We start from the raw sequence: 15,986 nt of genomic DNA on the forward strand, positions 1-15,986 counted from the left end.
CCGGCCCTAGGCAGACCATAGGAGAGGTCCCCCCGCTAGGCAAGCCGAACCCCTATTGACACCCCCCTGTGTTTCCCTTACGTTTCCGAAAACCTTTTAGTTATTTTCGCCGCGTCACGGGGGAGACGCTGGGAGGAGAAGGTCTATGACCCCACGTTCACCCCGCCGCCGACTGGCCGGGGTCGCCCTGCTCGCACTGGCCGCCGTGACCGCCTGCGGCGGTGGAGGGCAGCAGGACGCGAAAGCCGCCGACCAGGGCGTCACCATCACGATGTGGACCCGCGCCGCCACCCAGGCGCAGAGCGAGAGACTGGTGGCGGCCTACAACAACAGTCACAAGAACCAGGTCAAGCTGACCGTCATCCCCACCGACAACTACCAGCCGCGGATCGCCTCGGCCGCGGGCGCCCGGCAGCTTCCCGACGTCTTCGCCGCCGATGTGATCTTCGTACCCAACTACACCTCCCAGGGCCTGTTCCTGGACGTCACCGACCGGGTGAACAAGCTCCCCTTCAAGGACTCCCTCGCCCCCTCCCACATGAAGCTGGGCACCCGGGAGGGCAGGCTCCACACGCTGCCGCACACCCTGGACCTGTCGGTGTGGTTCTGGAACAAGGACCTGTACGCCAAGGCCGGGCTCGACCCGGAGAAGGGCCCCACGACGCTCAAGGAGTTCGCCGAGCAGGCCACCGCCGTCGACGAGAAGCTCGGCAAGGACGGCAAGGTGCACGGCACGTTCTTCGGCGGCAACTGCGGCGGCTGCTACGTCTTCACCTTCTGGCCCTCGGTCTGGGCCGCCGGCGGGCAGGTCATGAACGCCGAGGGCACCGCCTCGCTCAACGACCAGGCCCCGATGACCGACGTGTTCAAGGTCTACCGCGACCTGTACGCCAAGGGCGTGACCGGGCCGACGGCCAAGGAGGAGCAGGGGCCGACGTGGACCGGTTTCTTCCCCAAGGGGGAGATCGGCGTGATGCCGATGCCGTCCACCACGCTCGGCACGATGCCGGCGGACATGAAGATCGGTGTGGCGCCGATCGCCGGCCCCGACGGCGGCGAGTCCACCTTCGTCGGCGGCGACTCCATCGGCATCTCCGCCACCTCCGAGCACGCCGACGCGGCCTGGGAGTTCCTCGCCTGGACCGTCTCGGACGAGGCCCAGGTGGAGGTGATGGCCAAGAACAAGGACGTGCTGGCGCGCACCGACCTGAGCGGCAACAAGTACTCGTCCGCGGACCCGCGCGTGGTGCTGATCAACTCGCTGGTGGCCAAGGGGCAGACGCCGTACGCCCCCCGCTTCGGGGAGACCTTCAACGACCCGCAGGGGCCGTGGCTGCGCCTGGCCCGCGAGGCGGTCTTCGGGGACGCGGCCAAGCTCCCCCAGCTGAACGCCGACATCAACAAGTCGCTGCAGCAGTAGCAGACGGCCGAGGAGGAGCAGGATGAGTGTCACGCTGGACCGGCCACCGCGCGAGATCGCGCGCGGTTCCACCCCGTCACCGCCACCGTGGTGGCGCGGCCGGAAGGCACAGGGCTGGCTGTACGCCACGCCCACGGCGCTGATCGTCGGCGTGCTGTTCGTGGTGCCGCTGATCCTGGTGGTCTGGATGTCGCTGCACCGCTGGCCGCTGCTGGGTGGGGCCACGTTCAACGCGCCGGACAACTACACCAAGATCACCGACAACCCGCTCTTCCTCGACTCCGTGTTCTTCACGCTGAAGTACACGGTGATCGTCACGGTCCTGCTGTCGGCGACGGCGCTCGGCCTGGCCCTGCTCGTCCAGGAGCGCAGGCCGGGCGTCGGGTTCTTCCGCACCGCCTTCTTCCTGCCGGGGGCGGTCGGCTTCGCCGCGGCGGCGCTGCTGTTCTACGGCATGCTGAACAACGACTTCGGCCCGATCGACCCCATCCTGCAGACCCTGGGGATCACCGACGAGCCGGTGAAGTGGATCGGCAGCCCGGACGCGGCGCTGTTCTCCACCATCGCCCTGGTGCTGTGGCGCTTCGCCGGGTTCAACATGCTGATCCTGCTCACCGGGCTCCAGGCCATCCCGGTGGAGGTCTACGAGGCGGCCAGGTCGGACGGCGCGAACCGGTGGCAGATCTTCACCAGGATCACGTTGCCGCTGCTGCGTCCGACGATCGCCCTGATGCTCATCCTCAGCGTCACCGGCTCGCTGCTGGCCTTCGACCAGTTCTTCATCTTCACCAACGGCGGCCCGGACAACAGCACGGTCTCCATGGTCATGGTCGTCTACCGGGAGGCGTTCTTCCGCTTCGACCTGGGCGGGGCCGCCGCGATCTCGGTGGTGCTGCTGCTGGCGCTGGTGGCGCTCAACGTACTGCAGATGCGGGTGCTTCGGAGGTCCCAGTGAGAAAAGGCGGACGGCCGCAGGGGATGCGGTACTACACGACGGTGTCCGCCCTGGCGGTGCTGTTCCTGTTCCCCCTCCTCTGGAGCGGCTGGGCGTCGATGGAGGAACCCGGCAACTACCTGGAGATGGCGCGCTTCGGCGAAGGGCTGGGCACATACCTGACCAACAGCGCACTGGTCTCGGCGATGACCGTCGCCGGCACGCTGACGGTCTCCGCCCTGGGCGGCTACGCCTTCGCCCGTTTCGACTTCCCCGGCAAGAACCTGCTGTTCCTGGTCACGCTGGCGATCCTGATGGTGCCCTACGCGACCATCCTGATCCCGCTGTACGTGCTGCTCGGCCACATCGGCCTGCAGAACTCGCTGGTCGGCCTCAGCCTGGTCTTCGTCATGTTCCAGCTCCCGTTCGCGCTGTTCATGATGCGCAACGCCTTCGAGGCGATCCCACGCGAGTTGGAGGAGGCCGCCATGGTCGACGGCTGCGGTACCTTCCGGGCCTTCGCCCGCATCCTGCTGCACGCGGTTCGGCCCGCCCTGGTCACCGTCGGGCTGTTCGCCTTCCTCGCGTCCTGGAACGACTTCTTCGCGCCACTGATCCTGCTCAACGACGGCGCGAGCTTCACCCTGCCGGTGGCCGTGGTCAGCATGACCCAGCAGACCTTCGGCGCCATCGACTACGGCATGTTGCAGGCCGGGGTCATGGTCATGGCTCTTCCCTGCCTCATCCTCTTCCTCGTCCTCCAGCGCCACTACGTGCGCGGATTCATGTCAGGAGCTCTGCGTGGCTAGTCCCGTCATGCCCTCCTCGGGTGCGCTGTCCCCCCTCGGTCTCGACGCCGTACGCCTGGCCCCCGGCTTCTGGGGCGACCGGACGGCGCTCAACCGCGACGTCGTCATCGCCCACTGCCGGGAATGGATGGAGCGGGAGGGCTGGATCGGTAACTTCCGCGGCGAGCGGCCCCGGCGCGGCAGGGAGTTCAGCGACTCGGAGATCTACAAGCTGCTGGAGGCCATGGCCTGGGCCGATCACCCCGACCTGCCCGAGCTGGCCGCCGTCGTCGCCCGTGCCCAGGAGAGCGACGGCTACCTCAGCACCCGCTGGAGCCAGGCCCGCTACACCGACCTGGAGTGGGGCCATGAGCTGTACTGCTACGGCCACCTGATCCAGGCCGGCGTCGCCCGGCTGCGGACGCACGGCGAGGACGAGCTGACCGGGGTCGTCCGGCGGGCGGCCGACCACGTGTGCGACCACTTCATGGACTCCACGCGAACGTGCGGGCACCCGGTCGTGGAGATGGCGCTCGTCGAGCTGTACCGGGCCACCGGTGTCGAACGCTACCTGGAAATGGCCCGCCGGTTCGTCGAGCGGCGCGGCCTGCCGGCGCTCGGCGAGATCTCCTTCGGCCGCGCCTACTTCCAGGACGACATGCCGGTACGGCAGGCCCAGGTGTTCCGCGGGCACGCCGTGCGAGCGCTCTACCTGGCCAGCGGCGCGGTCGACGTGGCCGTGGAGACCGGCGACGCCGAACTGCTGAAGGCGGTCGAGACCCAGTGGGAGCGCACCGTCGCGCGGCGCACGCACCTGACCGGCGGGATGGGGTCGCGGCACACCGACGAGTCGTTCGGCGAGGACTTCGAGCTGCCGCCCGACCGGGCGTACTCGGAGACGTGCGCCAGCATCGCCTCCGTCATGCTGAGCCATCGCCTGCTGCTGGCCACCGGGGACGCCCGCTACGCCGACCTGGCCGAGCGCACCCTGTACAACGTGATCGCCACCTCCCCCGCGCTGGACGGGCGCTCGTTCTTCTACGCCAACCCGCTCCAGGTCCGGGTCCCGGCCGAACCGAGCGAGGGGGTCAACCACGCGGCCGAGGGGGGTCTGCGCTCCCCCTGGTTCGACGTGTCGTGCTGCCCGAACAACATCGCCCGCACCCTCGCCTCGCTGCCCGCCTACCTGGCCTCGGCCGACGGCGACGGGGTGCGCGTCCACCACCACGCGTCCGGGGAGATCCGCCACGACGGTCTCACGCTCCGGCTGGAGACCGGCTACCCCTGGTCCGGCCGGGTCACCGCGCACGTCGTCGAGGGCCGCGCCGCGCGCATCTCGCTGCGCGTCCCCTCCTGGGCTGCGGGTGCGACCCTCTCCCACGGGGGGACGTCGCGGCCGGTCGAGCCCGGTTACGCCACGGCCGAGGGCGACTGGCGGCCGGGCGACCGGATCGACCTCGACCTGCCGATGCAGCCCCGCTGGACCTTCCCCGACCGGCGGGTGGACGCGGTACGCGGCTGCGCGGCCGTCGAGCGCGGCCCGCTGGTCTACTGTGCCGAGTCCGCGGGCGACGAACCGCCGCTGGCGCGGATCGCCGTGGACCCCGCCCCGCCCGCCGAGCACCACACCGACGGGGCCGTCGAACTGGACGTGACCGCACGCCTCACGCCCGCCGCCGAGGACACCTGGCCGTACCGGCCGGACCGCCCGGACCTCTCGGACGAAGACGGCGAGCGGGTCACGCTGCGGCTCGTGCCCTACCACCGCTGGGGAAACCGCGGGCCCGCGACGATGCGCGTCTGGCTTCCCCTGGCATAACCCGCGCCGGCACAGCCCGCGCTGCCATAACCCACGCTGCCATAACCCACGCCGGCATGACCCGCACGTCTCCGCCGCCGCGGCCCGGGCTCCGGCCGACGCGGCCCGCGCGTCCCCGCCGGCGTGCCCCTCCGGCTCCCGTCCACACGGCCCGTCCGTCCCCGCTGACGTATCTCACCCCCCACAGGGATATCTCCGGCACACCAGGAGGAACATGTGCGTAGATTCCTGTCCGCGTTGACGGTGCTGGGACTCGCGAGCGGCCTGCTCACGCCCGCGTCCCCGGCCCTCGCCGCGGCACCCGCCCTCGTCGCCCCCGACCCGCTCGGGTGGCCGTCCTTCACCGGCGGCGACCCGGTTCCCGACGAGCCCGTCGCCTATCACCCCCGGCACACGCTCAAGGAGATCTACAAGAAGGAGAAGGGCGGCGACTCCTACTGGATCGACCGCATGCTCGCCCGCCCGGGTGACGACCCGGCGGGGCCGTGGCTGATGACACGCGGCCGGGCCCTGTTCATGAAGGAGCACGACCCGGCCGTCGTCGGCTTCGGCGGCAGGGTCGCCTACTGGGAGAGTGTCGACGACCGCGACGCCTACACCGTCTCCCTCGGCACGGACCTGCGCGAGGACGTGGCCGGGCGGCTGCAGACGCCCAGCCACTGGAAGGGCGAGTACACCGGTGACGGCCTGGCCGTCACGGTCAAGAAGTTCATCACCCACCAGAACGTCGCGGTCACCACACTGGCGGTGACCAACACCGGCACCGCGCAACGGGACGTCCCGGTCACGGTGGAGTCGCCGTACACGACGTCGGCGGACGGCGACCGCGAACTGACCGGCGTGGTGACCGCGAAGAACCGGCTCACCACGATCTTCCCCAGGCTCAGCGGCGACGGGCTGAAGGCCCGCGACGGCAAACTGACCGGAACGCTGAGCATCGCCCCCGGCGCGACCGCGCGCACCAAGGTGCAGATGGGCTTCGTCACCGAGGAACTGCCGGCCTCGCGCGAGGAGTACGACGGGTACAAGGGCCGCTCGCCGGAGAAAGCGCTGCGGCGGCACCTGCAGGACTACAACGCCTGGTGGGCGGAGAACCTGCCCTACATCGACGTGCCCGACGAGAACATCAAGAAGTTCGTCTACTACCGCTGGTGGCTGATGCGCTTCAACTACCTCGACGCGGACATCCCCGGTGACGACTTCCAGTTCCCGACCTCCGTCGAGGGTGCGCTCGGCTACAACAACGCGATCGCGCTGACCGTGCCGATGTTCGTGCAGGACCTGAAGTACCTGCGCGACCCGGTCTACTCCTACGGGCCGTGGGTCTCGGCGGGCGAGGTGTCGCGCAACTCCAAGTACACCGACAACCCCGGCGACCCGGAGAACTGGTCCAACAGCTACACCCAGTACATCTCGGCCGCGGCGCTGGAGAGCTACCAGATCCACGGCGGGCAGCCCGGCGTCCTGCGCAACCTCGCCAGGTACGCGGAGAAGGACGTGTACGGGCAGCTCGCGGCGTACGACTCCAACGGCAACGGCATCATCGAGTACGACTGGGAGGCCATGACCGGCAACGACGCCGACGCGGTCTCCTTCCACTACTACGACCGGGCCAACGAGCGGGCCGAGGGCGCCTACGTCTACGCCAACGCCCAGGCCGCCGCGCAGGCCTACGAGCTGATCGGCGAGACGGCCAAGGCCGCCGAGATGCGGGGCGTCGCGGACAAGGTGAAGAACTCCATCCTGGACCTGCTCTGGGACGACGAGGCCAAGGTCTTCAAGCACCGCGACCTGCAGACCGGCAACCTCATCCCGTGGAAGGAGAGCAACAACTACTTCCCGTTCAACGTGGGCCTGGTGCCCGCCGACGACCCGAAGTACCGCGAGGCGCTGCGTCTGTGGGCCGACCCGGCCGAGTACCCGATCTTCCCGACCTTCACCGCCAACCAGAAGGACAAGGCCGAGGCGCAGGCCCAGGGCAAGCCGGGCACCAACAACTTCTCCCAGCTCAACTCCACCCGGCACTTCTCCCTGTTCGGCAGGGCACTGCGCGAGTACGCCTCCCCGTACATCACCCCGCAGATGTACAAGCAGATGCTCTACTGGAACGCCTGGGCCCAGTTCGTCGGCGGCGACGTCCGCTACCCGGACGCCAACGAGTTCTGGGCCAACTGGAACCCGGCCACCAAGAGCATCGACTACCGCTCCTGGATCCACCACACCATCCTGGGCAGCAGCAACTGGACGATCATCGAGGACGTCATGGGGCTGCGTCCGCGGTCGGACGCGAAGGTGGAGCTGTGGCCGGTGGACATCGGCTGGGACCACTTCACCGTCAACAACCTGAGGTACCGCGACTCCGACCTGACCATCGTCTGGGACAGGCCGGGCGACGGGAAGACCCACTACGCGGGTGTCCCCGAAGGGTATTCGATCTTCATCGACGGCAGGCGGAAGGTCACCCTGAGCGGCCTGGCGCACGCCGTGTGGGACCCCGCCACCGGGAAGGTCGAGGGCGGCACGGTCGTGCACGCCGAACGCGCCACGATGCGGGAGCCCACCCGGGTGGCCCTGAAGGGCGACCGGATCGAGGACATGTTCCGCAAAGCGGGCGTCGACCTGCGCTCGAGTGCCCCGAACCTCGTCAGGAGCGCCGCCGCCTCCCACGGCGACCCCGCCGGGGCCGTCGACGGCTTCACCGTCAACGAGCCGTACTGGGACAGCAAGGGCTCCGGGAAGCCGCAGGACTGGCTTGAGGTCGACCTGGGGTCACCGCAGCCGGTCGACGACGTGCGGCTGCACTTCCGCAACGACCGCGCCGTCGGCGGCCACAGCGAACCCGCCCTGTACACCCTGCAGTACCTCGACGGCGAGACCTGGAAGAACGTGCCGGGCCAGGCGAAGGAGCCCGCCTACCCGCGGGCCAACCTCAACCACGTGCGGTTCCCCGCCGTCACCACCCAGAAGCTGCGCGTCCTGGTCACCCACCGCCCCGGCCACGCCACCGGGGTGAAGGAGATCCAGGTCCGCTCCACCGGGGCGGAGGCCCCGCAGGCGGCCAACCACGCCCCCTACGTGCTCGCCGTGCAGGACCGGACGTTCGCCCGGCCCGGCCAGGTCCGCCTGACGGCGGTGGTCAAGGACGACGGGCTGCCCTCCGCCGAGCTGACGGCGGAGTGGAGCGCCGTGGACGGCCCCGGCGAGGTGTTCTTCACCGACCCCGCCGGAGCCACCGGCACGATCGCCACGTTCAGCGAGGCGGGGACGTACCGGCTGCGGCTCACCGCCTCCGACGGCGCGCGCTCCACCGCCGCCACGGTCGCCGTCACCGTCGGCGACCCTGGCGCGCAGAGCAACGTCGCCGCGTACGCGGCCCCGACCGCCTCCTACACCTCCCCGTGGGAGAAGGTCACCGCGGTCAACGACGGCATCGACCCGCCGCGCTCCAACGACGCCGCCAACCCCCGCTGGGGCACCTGGCCGCAGCAGGGCGACCACTGGGTCCAGCTGGCGTGGCCGGCTCCGGTGCGGGTCGACAAGGCCGACGTCTACTTCTTCGACGACGGCGGCGGTGTGCGCGTCCCCGCGTCCTACGCGATTCAGTACTGGGACGGCGACTCCTTCGAGGACGTGCCGGGAGCCGACGGGTACCCCGCCGCCGTCGACCGCTACAACACCGTCTCCTTCGACGAGGTGACCACGTCGCGTCTGCGGATGCGGCTCACCTCCGGCCAGGGCTCGGTCGGGTTGCTGGAGTGGAAGGTGTACGCCGTACCGCCGGAGGGGGCACGTCCCGTCCACGTGCCCACCCCGGTGGGCACGCTGCCCACCCTCCCCCGCACGGTCGAGACGTTCTACTCCGACGGAGCGCGCGGCCAGGCCGGGGTTACCTGGCAGCCGGTCACACCTGAGCAGGTGAAGACCGGGGGCACCAGCTTCACCGTCGCCGGTCTCGCCGAGGGCCTGCGCGAGCCGGTGCGGGCGACCGTGTACGTCCGCACCAGCACCGCGGTGACCGTCACCTCGATCGCCGAGGAGCCGGTGGCGACCCGCGCGGGCGTGGCCCCGTCGCTGCCCTCCACCGTCGTGGCCACCTACAACGACGGCTCCCGGGACAGCTCGGTGAAGGTGACCTGGGACGCCGTCGATCCCTCCCGGTACGCCGAGCCCGGCACCTTCACCGTCGCGGGCCGGGTGGAGGGCACGACCGTGCAGGCGAAGGCGGTGGTGACGGTCCGGTAGTGCCGCCGGACCCGCCGGGCCCTCCCGCCCGGCGGGTCCGTCTCAGGGCCGTACGTGCCCCGGGGCGGTGTCACCGCCCCGGGGCAGCCGCACGCCGGACGCCCCGCCGCGTCCACCCGGCCGGCGTGCGACGAGACCGCCGGGCGGGTGCCCGGCGGGCGTCAGGCGAAACCGTCGGGCGGGTGCCCGGCGGGGACCTCCGGCCGGGTGCGGAGGCGCCGGGCACGCAGGACCAGCAGGAGGGCCACCGCGACGGCGACGGCGAGCAACCCGGTGGCCGTCAGGACCGGTGTCAGCGGGAAGCCCCGCACGGCCGGCAGGCCCCAGGCCCCGGCCTTCTCCGGGAGGGTGAGGGTGCCGGTCTCCGTGTGCTCGACCCGGCCGCTGCGCAGGGTGAGCCGGAACTTCCACGGTCCGGACGGCAGGTCCACGCCCAGCGGCACGACGACCTCTCCGCGACCACCGGGTGCCAGGGTCGTGCCGCGGGAGACCGGGAAGGGCCCGGCGCTCATGGAGCTCGGTCCTCCGGACAGCGACAGCCGCCCCTCGATGTCGAGAGCGCGGTGGCCGGTGTTGGCGACGGCCACCGTGACCTGCGGCCGGCCGTCCTCGGCCCGCAGGGGGACGACGTCGCCGATCGTGAAGTCCGAGGCCGGTTCGCCTCCGGGGCCGACGTCGAGGTAGGCGCGGATCCCGACCCGGTTGACGATGGCGACGTTGCCCTGCGGGCCCGGCTGGGCGGAGGAGACCTGTGCCCAGATGACGGCGTACCGTTCCGCCTTGCCGGCCCACTCCGGCACGGCGACGGTCGCCTTCACCCGCGCGCTGCCCCGGGCGGGCAGGTCGACCGCGGCGCGGTCGAGCGTGATCCATGAGCTCAGCTCGTTGGCGGTCCGCTCCGGGGCGAAGGTGAAGCGGGAGCCCTTGATGTCGGCAGCGGCCGCGTACAGCTCCACGCGCTGGGGTTTCGGCGAGGTGCTGTGCACCTCCAGCCGCCGGGTGAAGGTGGTGCCGGGGTTGACGTGGTCGACGATGAAGTACCGCGCGCGTGGGTCGTCGGCGCGGTTGGCCGGGATCTCCAGCAGCCGGATGCCGATGGCGCCGTCGGCGGCCACCCGGCCGGGGACGGCACCGTTGACGGCACCGGCCGGGTGGACGAGGATGGCGCCCGCGGCGGCGGTGGCGGCGGCGGCGTGGCCCGCCGACGCCGCGGCCGGAGCACCGGCCGTCCCGTGCAGGAGGAGGACGCACAGCACCGCCGCGAGGGTGGGCCGGCGCAGCGCTGGGTCAGGCAACGGAGTGGTTCACCGTGCCGGTGTAGGTGCCCGCCACCGCCTGCGCGGGGACGTTGACGACAATGGTCGGGTTCCAGGTGGCGGAGTTGTTGCCGGAGCCGCTGGTCTTGCGGAAGGCGATGCGGATCTCGTCCAGCGTCTGCGCGTCGTTCACGGTGAGCTGCCCGGGGACGAAGGTGCCGGTGCCGGTGGTGGCGGTCGCCGGGCCAGACCAGTAGCTGATGGCGCTGGTGGGGATGACCTCGGCTGCGGTGCCGCCGCCGGTGGTGAAGCCTCCGGATGCCGCGCTCACCGACGCCGTCCAGGTGGCGGTGAGCGCGGCGCGCTGGTCGGTCACCGTGACCGCGCCGAGTTGTCCGCTGATCTGGTCACCCGGGTTGTCGGTGCCCAGGTTCACCGGGCCGTCGGGCACGGTGATCGTCAGGGTGCCCGCCGCCGCCACGACGAACGTCACCGTGGTGGAACACGTGGTGTTCGCGGCGCAGGTGTCGGCATGGGCGGGCACCGCCATGACCATGGCCACCATCGCGCCGGCGACACCTACCAGTGGGATGCCGAGACGGCTCTTCGACACTGCCGACCCCCTCCGTCGAATCTCCCGCCCCTGCCGGACGGGTGTCAGGTGATCGCATCCTGCTCCACGACCGGCCGCCGGAAACGAACGCAACGGGCATCTGGCAACTCTTGGCGATCAGATTGTTTCTTTCTGTGCCGGGCCGTCCGGCGCCCGGCTCCGCCCTCGTCGTGGTGCCCGCGCGAATTCCCCGGTCGACCGGCCCCGCGACGGTCGTTTTTCACGTTTTTGGTCGTTTTTGGCGTTATTCGTCTCCGCCCGCCATGACCTGGCGAGAGGAGAAATAGCTGGGAAAAATACCGTTCCCCCGCACCCCCGGGCCCTTTTCCGGGAATTTGCCGTCCACGGGCGAGGAACGGGAAAGCGGGCCCGTTTGGATGATCTAGGCTGCGATCTGCTTGCCGGCGTCGACCGGACGTCCCGCGCCAGCCCCACAGGACACCTTTGAGGAATCAGATGAGGAAGAGCCCCGCGGCCCCCTTCGCCGGGCGGGCCCCCCTGCCGCCAGCGACGGCACCCGCCCTGGCGCTCGCCCTGGCGCTCGGACTCGGCGTCCCCACCGCCTCTGCGTACTCCGCTCCCCCCTGGGGAACGGCGTTCTCCCACCGCGCCGAAGGACTGTGGATCACCGTGCCGAACGCGGCGAACTTCGGCCTCCTCTCGCCCGGGGGCAGCGTCAGCGTCTCGCTCGGCGCGGTGACCGTGGAGGACAACCGGCCGGGCACCCGCAGCTGGACGGCGGTCGTGTCGGCGACGAACTTCACCGCCGGTTCCGGGGCCACGCTACGGACCATCGCCAGGGGCAACGCCGCCTACTGGTCGGGCCCGGTCACCGATTCGTCGGGCGCCGGCAACCGCATCCCGGGGCAGACCGAGGCCGCGCAGCGGGTCGCGCTGACGGGGCAGGTGATCGCGTTCCGCGGTTCCAAGACGCCCGTCATCCCCATCACCGTCACGACCTGGCGGCCGACGATCGTCCTCACCATCCCGGCCGGCACCGCCACGGGCACCTACACCGGCGCCATCTCCCACTCGGTCGCCTGACCGGCGGCCCCCACGGGAGGATCGGCACCGGTAGATCCAGTACACCTCCGGCGATTCGCCGGGAATTCCGGATATAAGACCACAAATATCATTCACATTTGCCATCCCGACCGAGGTGACCGCCGGGGAATTGACGGACTCATGACCGGCCGCGAACGTCACCGGTCGGCGATTCCGCACGGGGCTACGCGATATTTGAACAACGCGAGCCGGACGGGATGCGATCTTTCACCCATATCGGGCTTTCGGCATGCCGACCTCGATGCCCGGATGCGGCCCGCGTTCCCGTTGCCCTTCGTACCGCCGAAAGGAATGCCATGCGGTATCGCTCCCGACATCTGGCGTACCCACTGCTGATCGTGGCCCTGATCCTGACGACGAGCGGAACCGTGTCCGCGTCCGCCGCCCCGCCGAATCTCCCGTCACCCGTGCGGCCCTGGGTGAAGCTCTGCCTCAAGCTCAAGCTCCAGCCGAACCACCGGCGGATCCGGTGCCAGTTCCCGCCCGCACCCCGCAACTCCAGGGCCGCGGCCGCATCGGCCCAGCGGCTCGCCGGGGCCCGGCTGGCGCCGACGATCAGCGAGCTGGGCATCCCGACCTTCCCGGCGAGCCCCATCGGGATCGCGGCCGGGCCGGACGGTAACCTGTGGTTCGCCGAGAACTTCGCCAACAAGATCGGAAAGGTCACCACCGCAGGCCTGTTCACCGAGTACACGCTTCCCACCACCGACTCCCAGCCGGCACACCTCACCGCCGGCGCGGACGGCGCCGTGTGGTTCACCGAGGCGACCGGCAACGCCATCGGGCGGATCACCACCTCCGGAACCATCACCGAATACCCCCTGCCCACCGCCAACGCCTACCCGTGGGGCATCACCCTCGGGCCGGACGGCGCCGTGTGGTTCGTCGAGTCCGACGCCAACGCGATCGGCCGGATCGACACCTCCGGCACCATCACCGAGTACCCCCTGCCGACCAGCGGCTCCTACCCCATGCGCATCACCGCGGGCCCGGACGGCAACCTGTGGTTCACCCAGCCGCTGGCGAACGGCGTCGGACGGATCACCCCCAGCGGGACGATCACCGAGTTCACCGCCCCGACCTCCACCGCGATGCCCGTCGGGATCACCGCCGGCGCGGACGGCAACCTGTGGTACACCGACGCCGACGGGAAGGTCGGCTCCGTCACTACCTCGGGCGTCTTCACCGAGTACCCGCTCAGCGACCCCGACGGCTTCGCCTGGGGCATCAGCATCGGGCCGGACAACAACGTCTGGTTCGTCGGGCAGATCTCCAACATCGTCGGCAGCGTCACCCCCGGCGGGACCATCAGCGAGCACCCGCTGCCGACCACCGTCTCCGGGCCGTTCGACATCACGCTCGGCCCCGACGACAACCTCTGGCTCACCGAGAACTACGTCGACCAGATAGCCGTCGTGACCCCCTGACCTCATGACCGGCCTGGCCGGCGGTCGCGGCGCACACCCGCCGCGACCGCCGGCCGTACCGCATTTCCGGGGTTTCCGGGGTTCCCGGGGTCACCGGGTGACCGGCCGGGCGGGCTCTTCCCCGTCCGGCCGCGGGTTGAGCAGGAGCAGGGCGATGTCGTCGCTGCGGGAGTCGGCGTGCCGCACCTGGCGGACGAGGGTGTCGGCGAGGTCGTCCATGGAGACGTACCGGGCCCGGCCGAGACGGGCGGCGAGATCGTCCACGGCCTCCCCCAGATCGGCGCCGGGGGTCTCGATAAGGCCGTCGGTGTACAGGGCCAGCACGGCGCCGGGCGGCAGGACGATCTCGACGGTGAGGTAGTCGGCACCGGGATCGATGCCGAGGAGCGGGCCGGGCGGGATGTGCAGGACCTCGGTCCGGCCGTCCGGGTGGCGCAGCAACGCCGGAGGATGGCCGGCGGTGGTGAGGTACGCCCGGTGACGCGCCAGGTCCAGGTGGGCGTACAGGCAGCTGGCGAACAGGTCCGGATCGAGGTCGATGAGCAGGCGGTTGGTCCGGGCCAGGACCTCGCCCGGGGCCGCACCGGCGCTGGCGTAGGCGTGGACGGCGGTGCGGACCTGCCCCATGAGGGCGGCGGCGGTGACGTTGTGTCCCTGCACGTCGCCGATGACGGCGGCGACGGTGGTGTCGTCCAGGCGGAGCAGGTCGTAGAAGTCGCCGCCGATGTCCATGCCCAGGGTGGCGGGCCGGTAGCGGGCGGCCACCCCCAGCCCGGGGAGGGAGGGCAGGGCGTGCGGCAGCAGCGCCTCCTGCAGGCCCTGGGCGAGCTGGTGCTTGGCGTCGTAGAGACGGGCCCGGTCCAGGGCCTGGGCGATCAGTCCGGCGAGCGAGGTGAGGATGGCGCGCTCGTCGTCGGGAAAGGGATGGGGCTGGCGGTAGGAGAGCACGCAGCAGCCGACGGGGCGGCCCGAGGTGATCAGCGGCAGGAACGCCCAGGCGCACTTCTGGGTCAGTTCCGGGATGCCGGGGGCGACCCGCTCCATCTCCTCGGGAGAGGCGAAGAAGTTGGGGACGCCGCTGATCATGGCGCGCGCCGCCGGAGACTGTGAGAGATCATGGGAGATCCTGTCGAAGTGGTCGAGTGCGTCGGCGCTGTAGCCGCGCTGGCCGACGCCGCGCAGCCGGCCCCCCTCGGTCACGAACAGGATGAGCCCCTGGGCGTCGTAGGCGGGCATGATCTGGTCGGCGACCAGGTCGACCACGTCCTGCACGCTGACGGCCTCGGTGAGCGTGGCGGCCAGGTGCATCAGGTGGTAGAGCGCACCCGCCCGGATCGGTCTGCCTTCGGGTGCCGCGGGCTCGTCCGCCGCCCCGCCCGGGTCGCCGGTCGCCTCACTCGGTGTGATGCGCACGCTGATGCCGGTGGCGTCCGGGTAGAGCCGGAAGGTCAGCCACCTGTCGGGAGGACGCAGCGCGGTGAAGGAGACGGGCCGGCGGCCGATCATCGCAGACCGGTAGCGGTCCTCGTAGGTCAGGTCGTCCAGCCACGGCAGCGCCTTGCGGGGCAGTTCTCCGAGCAGGTCCGCGCCGCGGCGGCCGAGCAGGTCGGCGGCGGTGGTGGTGACGAAGACGATCCGTCCCTCCGTGTCCAGCGCGCAGCACCCCTCGGGAAGACGCTCGGCGAAGTCCACGGCGGCCAGGGCCTCGGCCGGATCCACCGTGCGCAGACGCGGCTGGACCAGCATGTGCGGCTCCGGCTCGGGTGAGAGCGGATGGCCGCTGTCGGCGGCCCGCCGCAGGATGGCGCCCATGCGGCGGCAGGAGACGCCGATGACGCCGGCCTCCCCCGGGGTGAGCCGTGGCGGGTGGATTCCGGGCCACAGCAGCACCAGGGCTCCCCAGCAGATGGTGCCGGTGAGGATCGGGGAGGCCGCCAGCGCGAAGTGGTAGGGCAGCGTGAGCGCCGCCCGTGGGTAGCGGCTCGCCATGTCCGCCTGGGTGCCGACCCATACCAGGCGGCGTTCGCGCACCGCGTCGGCCACCGGTATCGGGGCCGCCAGCGCCACCCGTTCCCAAGGGCCGGCGAACTCCCGGGAGATCCCGCCCAGCACCGCCAGCCGCAGCACCTGATCGCCCGGCGGAAGCAGGTAGATCATTCCTATGGCCGCCCCCACCTCCTGCATCGTCTGGATCAGGAGCTGGTCCAACCGGTCCAGCGGATCCAGGTCAGGGCCGCCGGAGGGCACGGCGTGGTCCCGCATGCCCTTCCCTCACCTCGACCCGGCGCGGGCGTCCCGGGCCGGGACGCCCGCGTGCCCGGGGCGGTCCCGGACCGCCCCGCCGCCGGTTTCCGGCCCAGCTCCGGTACCGCGGCCGGCACAGCCCGGCAGCAACAGATCCCACCAAACTTTCCGATAGAAC

Annotated in this window: 10 protein-coding genes; 7 read left to right on the forward strand and 3 right to left on the reverse strand. The window is 71.0% G+C overall.

The window, feature by feature from the left end:
• Positions 1-145: 145 nt before the first annotated feature.
• The 5 genes from F4562_RS02660 to F4562_RS36190 all read left to right on the forward strand — a co-directional run bounded on the left by F4562_RS02660 (position 146) and on the right by F4562_RS36190 (position 9,203).
• Positions 146-1,420, forward strand: coding sequence for an ABC transporter substrate-binding protein (locus F4562_RS02660; RefSeq protein ID WP_184540638.1), 1,275 nt, complete (start codon positions 146-148; stop codon positions 1,418-1,420).
• Positions 1,421-1,442: 22 nt separating this feature from the next.
• Positions 1,443-2,375: a carbohydrate ABC transporter permease gene (locus tag F4562_RS02665; protein ID WP_184540639.1), complete on the forward strand. Its 933-nt coding sequence runs from the start codon at positions 1,443-1,445 to the stop codon at positions 2,373-2,375.
• A gap of 23 nt (positions 2,376-2,398) precedes the next feature.
• Positions 2,399-3,163, forward strand: a complete 765-nt coding sequence (locus tag F4562_RS02670) for a carbohydrate ABC transporter permease (protein ID WP_184540640.1) — start codon at positions 2,399-2,401, stop codon at positions 3,161-3,163.
• A complete protein-coding gene (locus F4562_RS02675; protein ID WP_311733920.1) occupies positions 3,156-4,961 on the forward strand; it encodes a glycoside hydrolase family 127 protein in 1,806 nt (601 codons plus the stop codon). Before F4562_RS02670 ends, F4562_RS02675 begins: the two co-directional genes overlap by 8 nt.
• Before the next feature lie 216 nt (positions 4,962-5,177).
• Positions 5,178-9,203 carry an Ig-like domain-containing protein gene (locus F4562_RS36190; RefSeq protein WP_184540641.1) on the forward strand — a complete coding sequence of 1,342 codons (4,026 nt, stop codon included), beginning with the start codon at positions 5,178-5,180 and terminating at the stop codon, positions 9,201-9,203.
• Between the two features lie 161 nt (positions 9,204-9,364).
• On the opposite strand, the gene F4562_RS02685 is transcribed toward F4562_RS36190, so the two are convergent.
• Both F4562_RS02685 and F4562_RS02690 read right to left on the reverse strand, forming a co-directional pair.
• Entirely contained in the window at positions 9,365-10,498 is a 1,134-nt protein-coding gene (locus tag F4562_RS02685; protein WP_246473338.1) for a peptidase, read from the reverse strand.
• The gene (locus F4562_RS02690) at positions 10,491-11,072 is read right to left on the reverse strand and encodes a hypothetical protein (protein ID WP_184540642.1); all 582 of its coding nucleotides are present in this window, start codon (positions 11,070-11,072) and stop codon (positions 10,491-10,493) included. The genes F4562_RS02685 and F4562_RS02690 overlap by 8 nt, the downstream gene beginning before the upstream one ends.
• 456 nt (positions 11,073-11,528) lie before the next feature.
• Here F4562_RS02690 and F4562_RS02695 point away from each other — a divergent pair, with 456 nt between their 5' ends.
• Together F4562_RS02695 and F4562_RS02700 are read left to right on the forward strand one after the other, a co-directional pair.
• A complete protein-coding gene (locus F4562_RS02695) occupies positions 11,529-12,116 on the forward strand; it encodes a hypothetical protein (RefSeq protein WP_184540643.1) in 588 nt (195 codons plus the stop codon).
• Between the two features lie 317 nt (positions 12,117-12,433).
• A complete protein-coding gene (locus F4562_RS02700) occupies positions 12,434-13,564 on the forward strand; it encodes a Vgb family protein (protein ID WP_184540644.1) in 1,131 nt (376 codons plus the stop codon).
• Between the two features lie 90 nt (positions 13,565-13,654).
• On the opposite strand, the gene F4562_RS02705 is transcribed toward F4562_RS02700, so the two are convergent.
• Entirely contained in the window at positions 13,655-15,826 is a 2,172-nt protein-coding gene (locus tag F4562_RS02705) for a SpoIIE family protein phosphatase (protein ID WP_184540645.1), read from the reverse strand.
• Between the last annotated feature and the right edge of the window lie 160 nt (positions 15,827-15,986).

The organism is Streptosporangium becharense (genome assembly GCF_014204985.1).
Classification (GTDB): Bacteria; Actinomycetota; Actinomycetes; order Streptosporangiales; family Streptosporangiaceae; genus Streptosporangium; species Streptosporangium becharense.

Coding starts and splice junctions, on each gene's coding strand:
- F4562_RS02660 (WP_184540638.1), top strand. CDS start 146: ATGACCCCACGTTCACCCCGCCGCCGACTGGCCGGGGTCGCCCTGCTC.
- F4562_RS02665 (WP_184540639.1), top strand. CDS start 1,443: ATGAGTGTCACGCTGGACCGGCCACCGCGCGAGATCGCGCGCGGTTCC.
- F4562_RS02670 (WP_184540640.1), top strand. CDS start 2,399: ATGCGGTACTACACGACGGTGTCCGCCCTGGCGGTGCTGTTCCTGTTC.
- F4562_RS02695 (WP_184540643.1), top strand. CDS start 11,529: ATGAGGAAGAGCCCCGCGGCCCCCTTCGCCGGGCGGGCCCCCCTGCCG.
- F4562_RS02700 (WP_184540644.1), top strand. CDS start 12,434: ATGCGGTATCGCTCCCGACATCTGGCGTACCCACTGCTGATCGTGGCC.
- F4562_RS02705 (WP_184540645.1), bottom strand. CDS start 15,826: ATGCGGGACCACGCCGTGCCCTCCGGCGGCCCTGACCTGGATCCGCTG.